Annotated in this window: 8 protein-coding genes; 2 read left to right on the top strand and 6 right to left on the bottom strand. The window is 68.5% G+C overall.

What is annotated here, in order from left to right; all coding sequences use genetic code 11:
- Window positions 1-14 precede the first annotated feature (14 nt).
- On the bottom strand, window positions 15-404 hold the full coding sequence (locus VFX14_02735) for a VOC family protein (protein ID HEU5188585.1): 390 nt from the start codon (window positions 402-404) through the stop codon (window positions 15-17).
- A gap of 100 nt (window positions 405-504) precedes the next feature.
- On the opposite strand from VFX14_02735, the gene VFX14_02730 reads away from it, so the two are divergent.
- A complete protein-coding gene (locus VFX14_02730) occupies window positions 505-1,509 on the top strand; it encodes an LLM class F420-dependent oxidoreductase (protein ID HEU5188584.1) in 1,005 nt (334 codons plus the stop codon).
- A gap of 8 nt (window positions 1,510-1,517) precedes the next feature.
- Window positions 1,518-2,879: an MATE family efflux transporter gene (locus VFX14_02725; GenBank protein ID HEU5188583.1), complete on the top strand. Its 1,362-nt coding sequence runs from the start codon at window positions 1,518-1,520 to the stop codon at window positions 2,877-2,879.
- A gap of 24 nt (window positions 2,880-2,903) precedes the next feature.
- Here the strand turns inward: VFX14_02725 and VFX14_02720 are convergent, their stop codons facing one another.
- The 5 genes from VFX14_02720 to VFX14_02700 form a co-directional block, all read right to left on the bottom strand.
- Window positions 2,904-4,298 carry an efflux transporter outer membrane subunit gene (locus VFX14_02720; protein ID HEU5188582.1) on the bottom strand — a complete coding sequence of 465 codons (1,395 nt, stop codon included), beginning with the start codon at window positions 4,296-4,298 and terminating at the stop codon, window positions 2,904-2,906.
- Window positions 4,295-7,462 (bottom strand): multidrug efflux RND transporter permease subunit, encoded by a 3,168-nt coding sequence (locus VFX14_02715; GenBank protein HEU5188581.1) that lies wholly within the window; start codon window positions 7,460-7,462, stop codon window positions 4,295-4,297. The genes VFX14_02720 and VFX14_02715 overlap by 4 nt, the downstream gene beginning before the upstream one ends.
- A 4-nt stretch (window positions 7,463-7,466) precedes the next feature.
- Window positions 7,467-8,864, bottom strand: a complete 1,398-nt coding sequence (locus VFX14_02710; protein ID HEU5188580.1) for an efflux RND transporter periplasmic adaptor subunit — start codon at window positions 8,862-8,864, stop codon at window positions 7,467-7,469.
- Between the two features lie 80 nt (window positions 8,865-8,944).
- Complete coding sequence (gene aspT / locus VFX14_02705; protein ID HEU5188579.1) at window positions 8,945-10,627, bottom strand: aspartate-alanine antiporter; 1,683 nt, start codon at window positions 10,625-10,627, stop codon at window positions 8,945-8,947.
- 12 nt (window positions 10,628-10,639) lie between these two features.
- On the bottom strand, window positions 10,640-12,166 hold the full coding sequence (locus tag VFX14_02700; GenBank protein HEU5188578.1) for a TAXI family TRAP transporter solute-binding subunit: 1,527 nt from the start codon (window positions 12,164-12,166) through the stop codon (window positions 10,640-10,642).
- Window positions 12,167-12,169 lie beyond the last annotated feature (3 nt).

Here is a 12,169-nt window from a genome sequence, read left to right as displayed (position 1 = left end):
TCCGGAGCGGAAGGCTAGTCGTACGGCTCGCGGTGGCGCATCTCCACGAAGAGCCCGTTGCACTCTCGCGGGTGCACCCACGCGATGCGATCCCCGCGCTGGTCGACCTTGACGCCTTGCTTGCGGAGATGCTCGGAGGCTCCTGGCACGTCCTTGGTCTCGAAGCCCACCAGGTACACGCCCTCGCCGTGCTTGGCGAGGAAGCGCCCGGCCGCCTTGTCGGGGTCGGTGGGCATCAAGAGCTCGATGTGGCCGGCGCCGAGCGGCAAGATGGCACTCTTGAAGCCGAACTCCTTGGAGTCCAGCCGGTGGTGCTCTTTCAGGCCGAACATCCGTTGATAGCGCGTGACGGCCTCGTCGAGGTCGCGAACGACCACGGTCAGCTCGATCACGTCGCCCAGCATTGGGGAGGCCATATCCACTAGACTGTGCAGGGACTTTACCCGAATCACGACACGCCCACAACCCCGCCGGGTTCGGCCCGGCGAACGGAAAGAGGACGCCATGGCCGCCCGGAAGCGCTGGTCTCTGTCGGTGCCGCAGGACGGATTCAGCCTCGCCGAGCACGCGGCGCTCGCGCGCGAGGCGGAGCAGTGGGGCTATACTGACGCCTGGTCCTTCGAGTCGGATGGCCTCGACTGCTTCACGCCGCTCACCGTCATCGGCGCGGCCACCAATCTCCGTCTCGGCACCGCCATCGCCAACGTTTACACGCGGGGGCCCGCCACGCTGGCCCAGTGCGCGGCGGGTGTCGCCGACGTGGCGCCCGGCCGCTTCATCCTGGGCCTGGGCTCGGGCTCGCAGGTCATCATCGAGAAGTGGAACGGCGGCCGCTTCGACAAGCCGGCCACGCGCGTGCGCGAGATGGTGCTATTCCTCCGTCAGGCCCTGACCGGCGAGCGGGTGGTGTTCAAGGGGAAAACGTTCGAGGTCGACGGCTTCCGCCTCACGAAGCCGCCGTCCAAGCCCGTGCCCATCTACGTCGCCGCCCTGCGCCCCGGCATGCTGCGCGTGGCCGGCGAGGTCGCCGACGGCGTCATCCTCAACTGGCTGGCCCCCGAAGACGTGCCCAAGTCGGTGGCGGTGGTGCGCGAGGCGGCGGAGAAAGCGGGACGCGATCCGATGGCGGTGGAGATCACGGCGCGCATCTTCGTGAACCTCGACCCCGTCACGCCCGACTCCGAGCTGACGGTGCGCCGCCACGTCGCCGGGTACCTGAACGTCCCCGTGTACCGGCACTTCCAGGAGTGGCTGGGAAGAACCTCCGCTCTATCTGAAATGTGGAAGGCGTGGGAAGCGGGCGACCGCAAGGCCGCCGTGGCCGCGATCCCCCAGACCCTGCTGGACGATCTCTTCACGCGGGGCCCGCTGCCGGAGATCCGGCGCCGGCTCATCCGCTACTTCGACGCGGGGCTCGAAACCGCCTTCCTCGCGCTTTCGACCACGGAGGCCGATCCCGCGCGCAGGCAGGCCATCGTGCGCGAGGCCCTGCGCGTCATCGCCGGCTGATCGCGCGCATGCCGCCCGAGTCCATCGTCCGGGGCATTGTCGGGCAGGCGCGCCCCATCCTCGTCGGGCAGGTCGCGCTGATGGCCTTCGCGGTGGTGGATACGGTGCTCACCGGCCATGCCTCCGCGGTGGATCTGGCCACCATGGGCCTGGGGCTCAGCGCCTACTCCACCGTGTTCGTGGGCCTCATGGGCGCGACGAGCGCGCTGAACCCGATCGCGGCCCAGCATTTCGGCGGCGGCCGCGATGCCGCCATCGGCGCGACGTACGTTCAGGGCCTCTGGATGGCGCTGTTCCTCTCCGCCCTCGGCATCCTGCCGCTGGTGTTCTCGCCCGTCTGGCTCCCGTGGCTCTACGCGCCGCCCGAGGTCGAGGCTCGGGTGACAACCTACCTCCGCATCCTGGCCGTGGCGCTGCCAGGCGCGCTGATGTTCCGGGCTATCTATGCGCTCAACACCGGGATCTCCCGCCCGCACGTGGTCATGGTCCTGCAGCTCGGCGGGCTGGCGCTCAAGGCGTGCCTGAGCTACGCGCTCATACTCGGACGCTTCGGCCTGCCCGCCATGGGCGCACTCGGCGCCGCGACCGCCTCGGTGGTGGTGTTCTGGGCGATGTTCCTCGCGGGGTTCGCGTACATGCTGCGCAGCCGCTTCTATCACCGCTTCCGCATCCACTGGACGGGGCCGCGCAGCGCGGTGCTTCGCGAGCTGCTCCAGCTCGGCGTGCCCATGAGCCTCTCCTACCTGCTCGAGGCGACCTCCTTCACCATGATCACCTTCCTGGCCGCGCGGCTCGGCACGACCGTGATGGGCGGCCACCAGGTGGTGGCGAACCTTGCCGCGCTCTGCTTCATGATCCCGCTCTCGCTGTCCGTGGCGACCGCCACCCTCACCGCGCAGGCGATCGGCGCCGGGGACCTCCGCCAGGCGCGCGCGACCGCGCTCACCGGGATGAGGATCGGCGGGCTCGTCGCCGCCGCCACCGTGCTCGTGGTCTGGGGGCTGCGTCACGGGATCCTCACCCTCTACACCGGCGACGCCGCGGTGAGGGCGATGGCGCTGACCTTGATCCCGTACCTCGCCGCCTTCCACTTCTTCGACGCGCTGCAGACGGTGGCGAGCTTCGTGCTGCGCGCCTACAAGATGGCGGTGGCGCCGACCGTGATCCACGCGGGGGCGCTGTGGGGGGTCGGCGTGCTCGGCGGCTACGGCCTCGGCTTCGGCGGGCTCTGGGGCGCGCCGTGGGGCATTGCGGGCATGTGGCTCATGCAGGCGGTCGCGCTCGCGCTGGCCGCCCTGCTCCTGGTCGGGTTCTACGTGAGCCTGGTGGGGCGGCGCCCGAGCCGGCGCCCCGCCGCCGCCGAGGTCTGACGGGGGCGCGGGACGCCTCCGCGCCTACTGCGCGCGGACCTCCTGCCAGCCGCCGCCGAGCGCCTTGTAGAGGCGGACCACCGCGAGCAGCTCGCTCAGCTGCACGCGCACCAAGCCCAGCTCGGCGTCGAACTGCTGTCGCTCGGAGTCGAGCACCTCGAGGTAGGGGCTCACGCCGTTCGTGTAGCGGAGATTGGCGAGCCGCGTGGTGTCGATGGCGGCGACCACCAGCGCCTCCTGCTGCGTCCTGAACTCCTGCTGCTTGCGGTACTCGACGAGCGAGTCGGAGACGTCGCGGAACGCATTGATGATGGTCTGCTGGTACTGGAGCATCGCTTCGTCCGCCCGGGCGCGGGCGGCGTCGACTCCGGCCCCGACCCGGCCGGTATTGAAGATGGGCACGGTCATGGACGGCAGCACGGAGAAGATGCCCTGGGGCCCGAACATCTGCCCGTTGATCATCACGCCCCCCACGCCCACCGCGCCGGACAAGAACACGCGCGGGAAGTAGTCGGACTTGGCGACGCCGATGCGGGCGGTGGCGCCGGCGAGAACCTGCTCGGCCTGCTGGATGTCGGGGCGCCGCTCGAGGAGGCTCGACGGCACGCCCGCCGGCAGCGAGGTGGCCGCGACCTGGGCCCGGAGCTCCCGGCCGCGCGCCACCGGCGCGGGCGACCGCCCCACCAGGATGCTGATGGCGTTCTCGGTCTGCTCGATCTGCCGCTCGATGTCGGGGACGGTCTGGGCGGCCGCCGCCACCAGGATCTCGGACTGGCGCACGTCGATCAGGCCCGCCACGCCGCCTTCCTCGCGAAGCTTGACCAGCTTGAGCGATTGCACGCGTGAGTCGAGGGTGCGGCGGGCGATGACGAGCTCCTCGTCCAGGGCGCGGAGCGAGAAGTACGCGGAGGCCAGGTCCGAAACCAGGGTCGTCAGGACGAAGCGCCGGCCATACTCCGTCGCGAGGAAATCGGCGCGCGCGGCCTCGGTGCCCCTGCGGAAGCGGCCCCAGAAGTCGAACTCATAGCCGAAGTCGAGGCCGCCGGACGGCGTCAGGGTCTCCCGCGTCTGGAGCGGGGCGAGATCGCCCTTTATTCGTTGATACGGCGCGCTCGCATTGCCATTCACCTCGGGGAACTGGAAGGAGCGCGCGATGGTGACCTGGGAGCGCGCGTCCACGATGCGCGCCGCTGCCACCCGCACGTCGTAGTTGTTGGCGAGGCCCTCGCGGAGGAGCGCCTGCAGGGCCTCGTCGGGGTAGAGCTGCCACCAGCCGAACTCACCCAGCGAAGGATCCGTGGAGGGGGCCATCGTGCTCCGGTAGTCCGGCGGCGCGTTCACCTCGGGGCGCTTGTAGTCGGGCCCAAGCGTGCAGGCCGAGAGCAGCAGAGCGGGGGCGATCAGCGCGAGGCGTCTCATGAGTGCTCCGCGGGTCTGGGGACGGGAGGAGGTGTGGTCGGCACCGCGACAGTCTTGCGCCGTCGGCCCAGGGTCTCCACGAAGGCGAAGTTGCCGGGAATGAGGAACACGCCGAGCGCGGTGGCGACCAGCATGCCCCAGAACACCGAGGTGCCCATGACGTTCTGGGCGCCCGCGCCGGCGCCCGCCGCGAGCATCAGCGGCACCACGCCCAGGATGAAGGCGAACGCGGTCATGAGGATGGGCCGGAAGCGGAGGCGCGCGGACTCGAGGGCGGCGTCCTCAGCGGTCTTCCCTTCCTCGTGCTTGGCCTTGGCGAACTCCACGATCAGGATGGCGTTCTTCGCGGCGAGGCCGATCAACATGATGTTGCCGACCTGGACGTACACGTTGTTGTCGTAACCCAACAGCCACACGCCGAAGCTGGCGCCGAGCACGACCATGGGCGACCCGAGCAACACCGCCCAGGGCAGGCGCCAGCTCTCGTACATCGCGGCGAGGAGGAGGAACACGAAGACGATGGCGAGGACGAAGGTCGGCGCGGAGGGCGGCGCGGTCTTCTCCTGGTAGGACAGCGAGGAGTAGGCGAAGCCCATCTCCTTCGGCATGTTGGCACGGAACACCTCCTCGAGCGCGGCGAGGGCCTGGCCGGAGGTGTAGCCGCGCCCGGGTGCGCCGGAGATCTCCACCGAGCGGAAGAGGTTGAAGCGGGTGGTGATCTCGGTGCTCGCCACGGGGGTGACGGTCAGGAGCGTGGACAGCGGGATCATGGTCCCGGTGGTCTGGCTCCGCACGAAGACCTGCCCGATATCTTCGGGCCGCCGCCGGTAGTCGGCATCGGCCTGCACGTACACGCGGTAGAGGCGGCCGAAGCGGTTGAAGTCGTTCACGTAGGCGGCGCCCATCGCCGCCGACATCGCCTGGAACAGATCGTTGATCGGCACCCCGAGGCTTCGCGCCTTCTCGCGGTCCACGTCGACCTTCACCTGCGGGTAGTTGGGATCGAACGACGTGAAGATGTTGGCCAGCTCGGGACGCTCGCGTGCGGCGGCCAGGAACTTGCGGCTCTCCGCGCCGAGGTCCTCGACGGTGAGCGTGCCGCTCCGGTCCTGGAGGAGCATCTTGAAGCCGGCCGAGGCGCCGAAGCCCGAGATCGTGGGGATATTGAAGGGGAAGATGATGGCTTCCGGAATCTCGGCGAACTTTGGTCGGAGACTCGCCATGATGCCGGTGACGTGGAGCGCCTTGCCGTGTCGCTCCTCCCAGGGGTGCAGCCGCACGAACACGGTACCGAAGTTCGGTTGATAGGTGCTGGTGACCACGCCGTAGCCGCCGATCGTCGTGCTCGCATCGACACCGGGCGTCTTGGCGACGATCTCCTCGACCATCGTCAGCACGCCGGCGGTGCGTTCGAGCGAGGCCCCGGGTGGCAGCTGCACGTTGATGCCGAAGATGCCCTGATCCTCCTCGGGGATGAAGCCGGAAGGCAAGGCGCCGGCGAAGAGGCCTGCGCCCACCGCCACCACCACCACGAGCCCGATGGTGATGAGCGACTTGCGTACGAGCAGCGTCGCGCCGTGCATGTAGCCGTTGGTGGCCCAGTCGAACACCTTGTTGAACCCGCGGAAGAAGGGGCCGAACGGCCACATGCTGATGCCGTGGCTTCCCGGCTTGAGGAACATCGCGCAGAGCGCGGGGGTGAGCGACAGCGCATTGAAGGCGGAGAGTAGCACCGAGATGGCGATGGTGAGGGCGAACTGCTGATACATGCGCCCGGTCAAGCCACCCAGGAAGGCGACGGGCACGAACACGGCCGAGAGGATGAGGGCAATGCCGATGACGGGAGCCGACACCTCCTTCATGGCCTGCACGGTCGCCTCCCGAGGGCCGAGCCCATGCTCCATGTGATGGATGACCGCTTCCACCACCACGATGGCGTCGTCCACCACGATACCAATGGCGAGAACGAGACCGAACATGGACAGCGTGTTCACCGAGAAGCCCAGCATCGGGAAGAAGATGAAAGTGCCGACGATGGACACCGGGATAGTCAAGAGCGGGATGATCGTGGCCCGCACGGACTGCAGGAAGATGAACACCACGAGGGTCACGAGGATGAGCGCCTCGACGAAGGTCTTCACGATCTCGTGGATCGAGGCTTCCACCGCCGGGGTGGTGTCGTAGACGATCTTGTAGTCCATGTCCGGCGGGAAGAGGCCCTGCTGCCGCTTCATGGCCTCGTAGATCTCGTGCGCGGCCTTGAGCTGATCGGCTCCGGGGAGGAGATACACGGCCATGGTGCCGGCGGGCTTGCCGTTCATGCGGCCGAACGAGTTGTAGTCCTGCGCCCCCAGCTCGGCTCGGCCGATGTCGCGGATGCGCACCTGGGAGGCGCCCTCCGTCCCGCGGATGATGATGTTCTCGAACTCCTCGGTGGTGATGAGACGGCTCGGAGCGGACACCGTGTAGGTGAACTCTTGATCCTTGGGAGTGGGGGCGCCGCCGATCTTCCCCGCCGGCGCCTGCAGGTTCTGCTCCTTGATGGAGTTGATCACGTCGGCCGGCGTGATCCCGAGCTTGGCCATCTTGTCGGGCCGCACCCAGAGACGCATGCCGTAGTCGGCCCCTCCAAAGAGATCGACCTGGGCGATGCCGGGGATGCGCAGGATCTGGTCGCGGATGTTGATGCCGCAGTAGTTGATCAGATAGTTGCCCGTGTACGAGCCGTTCGGCGAGTAGACGGAGATGAGCATCAGGATGCTCGGGCTCTGCTTCTTCACCGTCACGCCCTGGGCGTTGACCTCCTGGGGCAAGCGCGCCTGGGCCGAGGCCACCCGGTTCTGAGTCAGCACGTTGGCGGTGTCCTGGTCGACACCGACCTGGAAGCTCACGTCGAGCTGCATGCGTCCGTCACTCGTGTTCGAGGACTGCATGTAGATCATCCGGTCCACGCCGTTGACTTCCTGCTCGATGGGCGTGGCGACCGACTGCTCCACCGCCACCGCGGACGCGCCCGGATACGTGGCGGTCACTCGGACGATGGGCGGGGCCAGGAACGGGTACTGCTCGAAGGAGAGCTTGGTGAGCGTGTACACGCCCATCAGGAGCATCAGGATCGAGATGACGATGGCGACGATCGGGCGTCGGATGAAGAATTGAGCCATCGGCCTACCCTCCCGACGCCGGCTTCCCGGGTTTCGGCGCGCCTGGCTGGGCAGGCGCCGCAGGCGCCGGCGCGCCCGGGGCGGTGGCCGGAGCCCGCGACGCGGCCTGCTCCGGCTTCACCTGCATCCCCGGCCGGACCTTCTGCATCCCCTCGACGATGACGCGCTCGCCGGAGGCGAGGCCCGCCGTCACGATCGTGGAGTCATCGATGCGCTCGTCGAGCGTCACCGGCTTCATCACGACCTTGTTGTCGCTGCCCACCACGTAGACGACCTTCGTGCCCTGCTGGTCCATGACCGCGCGCTGGGGCACGAGCACCGCGTCGGGTCGCTCTTCCACCACACCCCGCACGCGTCCGAACTGCCCGGGGCGCAGGACCTTGTCCGGGTTGGGGAACGAGGCGCGCACGTTGATGGTGCCCGTCTTGGTGTCGACCGCGCGATCCACGAACACGACGCGCCCCTTGTGGGGGAACACGGAGCCGTCGGCCAGGATCAGGGAGACCGTCGGGGCCGACCCCTGCACGCGGCCCGTGGGATCGAGCTTGACGCGAGGCGCGAGCTTCAAGTAGTCGACCTCCGCGATGGGGAAGTCGGCGTAGATGGGATCGATCGCCGACACCGTGGCGAGCAGGGTCGGGTCGGCCTTGCCGACCAGGTTCCCCTGGTCCACCTGCACCTTGCCCACCACACCGGTGATGGGCGACTTCACCGTGGTGTAGTCGAGGTTGAGCTGCGCCTGGGTCACCGCGGCCTTCCCCGAGTTGACGGCCGCCTCGGCGAGCTGGATCTGGGTGCGCTGGGCAAGCTCGGCGTCCCTGAGCTCCGCTTCTCCCGCCGACACCCCGGCCTGCGCCACCTTCTCCTGCGAGAGCGCGGTGTCGAGATCCTGCTGCGGGATCGCGCGCTCCCGCGCGAGCGGGGTGTAGCGGTTGACGTCCTGCTGGGCCCTGCCGAGGTCGGCCTTGCGCTGATTGAGGGTGGCCCGGTAGCGGTCGACCACCGAGGTATCGCGCGCCCGGGTGAGGTCAGCCTGGGCCTTGGCGAGCTGTGCCTTCGCCGTATCAAGCTGCGCGGCATACTCTTCACGTTGAATGACGAAGAGGGTCTGCCCCGCCTTGACCTCGCTGCCTTCCTTGAACAGTACTTCTTCCAGTACGCCCGCCACACGCGCGCGCACCTCGATGGTGGGCACCGCCTCGGTGCGGGCGGTGTAGTCACGGACGATCGGGACCGATCGCTGCGTCACGTCCGCGACGATCACGGGGGTCGGAGGCGGGGCTTCGGCGGATTTCGCCGCCTTCGCGCCGCGGTCGCATCCGACGGTGGCGGTGAGCAGCATGAGGCCGAGCGTCCAGGCCAGGGGTTGGCCGAGCGTCCCGAGCCGAGCAAGGTGTGTCATAAGGCACTCCTGAGAGGGGCTTTCGGGAGAACGTGGCATAGGGCGCGCCCCCGGCACCATGGGACTTTGGTCCATGTTGGTCAGCTCAGCAAGGCCACGATGACGGGCCCCCAAGCGGTGAGAAGAATATTGCCCAGGGCGTACGGCACGGTATAGCCCAGGGCGGGAAGCTTGCTCTGCGACTCTTCCTGAAGGGCCCGGAGGGCGGCGGTGATCGTCCCGGCCCCGGCACAGGCCCCCAGGAGAATCAGCGGGTTCATCCGAAGCACATACCGGCCGAAGAGAATGGCCGTCACGTGCGGGAGGATCGCAACGACCAGGCCCACGAGGACCAGGCTCACGCCCGATCTCTGGAGTCCCGACACGAAGCTCGGCCCCGCGCCAAGCCCGACCACGCCGATGAAGACGGTGAGCCCGACCGTGTCGAACACCCACATGGCCGGCTCGGGGATCCGTCCGAAGGTGGGATGGACGGCGCGGAGCCAGCCGAACACCAGGCCCATGATGAGGGCGCCCCCGCTGGCGGTAAGGGTGATTGGCAGCCCGCCCACGACCAGGGTGAGCAGCCCTACCAGGCCGCCGAAGAATATGCCCAGGCCCACGAAGACCATGTCGGTGGTGATGGTCGGGCGGTCCGCGTACCCCATCTCTCGGGCCGCGCGTTCGACGTCGGGCTTGGCGCCGACGAGGTTCAGGACGTCGCCGCGATCCACTCGGGTCTGGGCGGAGAACGGCATGACCTGCCCGACTCGCGTGAGCAGCCGCAGGAACACACCGCGCGCCGCCTCCATGGTGGCCAGATCGGCGATGGTCTTCCCGACGATCGCGCGATTGGTGACGACGACGTCTAACACCTCCACCGGGAAGTCCAGCAGCTCCCGGTCGTTTTCTTCCGGACCGATCACGGTGCCGCGCGCCATCAAGGCCTCGGAGCGCGTCATCACCGCGACCACATCGTCCTTGTGGATGACGGAGTCGGGTCGGGCCTCGACGATGACACCGGCATGTCGGATGCGCGAGATGAAGACACGCACGTCCTTTGGAAGCGCCTCGACCTGCCCCACCGTCTTCCCGATCATGCGCTCGTTGGTCACGCGGTAGGCCCGGACGGCGAAATTCATGAAGGCGGACTGGACTCCGGGCTCCTTCTCCTCGGCCACGCCGCTCTCACTCCGAGCCTTCTTGGCCTCCTCCTTCAGGTTCACGCCCATCAGACGTGGGCCGATAGAGGGCAAAAACCATACGATGAAGGCGGTGCCGATGAGGTACGTGACCGCGTAGGCGACGGGGATGTTGTTGATGAGGGCGGTCTTCTCGTCCTTGGGCAGGGCGAGCCGATTGATCGCGTCACCCGCAGTGCCGATGACGGTGGACTCGGTGAAGGCTCCCGCGAGGAGGCCCGCCGCGGTCCCCATGTCGTAACGGAAGATCTTCGCGGCGACGAAGGCGGCGATCAGACAGGTGACGCATAGCACCACCGTCACCACCAGCTGGGGTAGGGCGTCCTTCTTGAGACCCCGGAAGAACTGGGGGCCGACCTTGTAGCCGGTGGTGAAGAGGAAGAGGTCGAAGAAAACATTTTTCACGATGGCGGGCACCTGGATGTCGAGCTGCCCGATGACGACGCCCGCGAGCAGCGTGCCCACCACGGTGCCCAGGCTGAACGAGCCGATCTTGATCCGTCCGATGGCGAACCCGAGAGCAAGCGTGAGGAAGATCGCGAGCTCGGGGTGCTCTCGCAGTGCGGTGACGAAATAGTGCATGGCTCCCTCGCGTTAGCCGTGCGGTTTCGAATCGGTGGCGCCCGAGCTTGCCTTCGCCGGCACGCCGAAGTAGAGTCCCGCGGCCGGATGCACGGGAATGGTGATGCCGCGTAGCCCGGTACGCTTGGCGATCTTCGCGCCCTGGGCGCTTCCCGCGGAGAGATAGCCGGGATTCTCGAACACCAGCCGCAGGAGCGCCGCGGCCTCAGACTCGGGCACGTCGGCATGCGTGACGAGCAGCGCGGTCGCCGCCATGGTCGTCACGTCTTCCTTCTGGCCCGGATAGGTGTTGGCGGGGATCAGGAGGCGGACGAGCCCGGTGTGCTGGGTGACAAGGCCCGCGATCGCGGAAACGTCGAGGGGGAGCAGGCGGATGGGGTGGCGCGTGGCGAGCCGCTGCACCTCCCGAGCCGGTGCCCCTACCGTCGCGAAGATCGCATCCAGCCGCCCACCGCGCAGCCGGGCGGGCGCGTCGTCGAGGTCGTCGTCCCGCACCTCGGCGAAGTCCTTGAGGCCGAGGCCGTGCGCGGCGAGCACCGTGAGGGCGTCGGCGCGGGTGCCCGAGCCGGATGGGCCGAGCGCCACCCGCTTGCCGCGGAGATCCGAGAGCGTCCGGATCTCCGACTTCGCGGAGACGATTATGTGCAGGGGCTCGGGGAAGAGGCTGCCCAGAGCGCGGACGGACGTCACGGCGCCGCCCTGGGCGAAGGCGCCTTCCCCCGCGTAGGCCATCGCGGCCACGTTGGACTGCACGAGGGCGTAGTCGGCTTCCTTGCTGGCAATGAGCCGGACGTTCTCCAGGCTCCCTTCCGTCTCGAGATTGCGGACCTTGACTGGTGTCTTCAGCCGGGTCACGTGGTCGACCACGGCGTCGACGATCGGATAATACTCGCCCCCTTGCGGGCCACTGGCGAAGGTGTAGACGTGCTTGCGCCGCGCGCGCCGCGCCGTGATGGCCTGGAGGGCATGGTTCAGCTCCTCGGCGATCACCTGATCGTCACCGGCGGGCACGCCCGGGGGCGGAATGTCGACGAGGGCGGCGAGGCGGTCGATCAGCTGCTTCGAGCGGGACGGCGGGGCCGCGTCCCCGGGCGCGTTCTCCCGCGTGACCCCGGACGTCGAGGCCTCGACGGTCCGCCACTGATTGTCCGTCCATTCATAGGTGGAGCTGCCGTACACGCGGATCTCGTCGCCGGGCCGCGTCTCCCCCGCCTTCACGCCGAAGATGCCCTTCTCGGTGGCGCCCAGCACCTGCGCCAGCGTCCCCGGGCTCAGCCCTTCCCAGTTGCCGAAGTCGTACCCCTGGTTGAGCTTGAGGGTGGTGTTGTAGTAGACGGCGAGCCGGCTCGCCCCGCCCTCCGAGTCCGGCAGCGGGGCGCTCCCCTGTCGGCGCAGCCCCACCAGCTCGAAGAGGCCCGGCTTGAAGCGCTGGTCGAGCTTCGTCTTGACCTCGCTCCGGAGGGCGGTGGCGTCGGGGCCACGCGAGCACGCGACCGCCATGACCACTGCCATCAGGAGGGAGAGGGCGAGGCGTCCCACGGC

The organism is Candidatus Methylomirabilota bacterium (genome assembly GCA_035764725.1).
Classification (GTDB): domain Bacteria; phylum Methylomirabilota; class Methylomirabilia; order Rokubacteriales; family CSP1-6; genus DASRWT01.
The sequence above is the reverse complement of the archived record's forward strand: the minus strand, read 5'-3'. Positions and strand labels throughout refer to the sequence as shown.

What these genes read in the sequence shown, in the direction of transcription:
- aspT (HEU5188579.1), bottom strand. Translation starts at nt 10,627, where the DNA reads ATGCACTATTTCGTCACCGCACTGCGAGAGCACCCCGAGCTCGCGATC.
- VFX14_02715 (HEU5188581.1), bottom strand. Translation starts at nt 7,462, where the DNA reads ATGGCTCAATTCTTCATCCGACGCCCGATCGTCGCCATCGTCATCTCG.
- VFX14_02730 (HEU5188584.1), top strand. Translation starts at nt 505, where the DNA reads ATGGCCGCCCGGAAGCGCTGGTCTCTGTCGGTGCCGCAGGACGGATTC.
- VFX14_02725 (HEU5188583.1), top strand. Translation starts at nt 1,518, where the DNA reads ATGCCGCCCGAGTCCATCGTCCGGGGCATTGTCGGGCAGGCGCGCCCC.
- VFX14_02735 (HEU5188585.1), bottom strand. Translation starts at nt 404, where the DNA reads ATGCTGGGCGACGTGATCGAGCTGACCGTGGTCGTTCGCGACCTCGAC.
- VFX14_02710 (HEU5188580.1), bottom strand. Translation starts at nt 8,864, where the DNA reads ATGACACACCTTGCTCGGCTCGGGACGCTCGGCCAACCCCTGGCCTGG.
- VFX14_02720 (HEU5188582.1), bottom strand. Translation starts at nt 4,298, where the DNA reads ATGAGACGCCTCGCGCTGATCGCCCCCGCTCTGCTGCTCTCGGCCTGC.